The organism is Lactobacillus sp. C449L (genome assembly GCF_059900815.1).
Map to the genome: position 1 here is coordinate 1 of NZ_JBWXGA010000191.1, position 465 is coordinate 465.

A 465-nucleotide genomic window follows, 5' to 3' on the forward strand; every position below is an offset into this window, starting at 1 on the left:
TTCACAAGCAAAGTGCCTGAATTAAACAGTTCTCCCTCTGTATTTTGAACCAGGACATTCGGCAAAAAGTGGGGAACAAGTTGAGCCCCCAGAAAAATAGCACCGATAGAAAACATAAGCGCCAGCAGGTACTGAGGCATAATCCTCAAGACACGATTAACGGCGAACTCCAGTGGGCGGCCCCTATAGAAGCTTTCAGCAGCTTCGGTGATAACAAATCCAGACAGCGCGAAGAAGACGAGCACTGCAATCGATCCAGTGCCCCAGTTGCCCCAAGAGGTGCCATCTGGGCCAACATGGTGAATGTGCTGGACTATGACGAGAGCCGCCAGAAACGTTCGGAAAGCGCCAAATGGTTTGTATCTCATCGGTTTCGCAAGAGTAGGTGCCTGGAACTGCCTTCGATGATATCGCTGTTCTGGATCTCACGCATTTTGGGCCAGATCTCCTCCTGTGCCGAAGCGC

At 51.2% G+C, this 465-nt stretch carries 1 protein-coding gene; it reads right to left on the reverse strand.

Features of this window, described 5'->3' with window-relative positions:
- Positions 1-368 (reverse strand): acyltransferase family protein (locus tag AC2JF9_RS08975; RefSeq protein WP_500727071.1); only part of this gene is annotated, 368 nt, incomplete at its 3' end.
- Positions 369-465 lie beyond the last annotated feature (97 nt).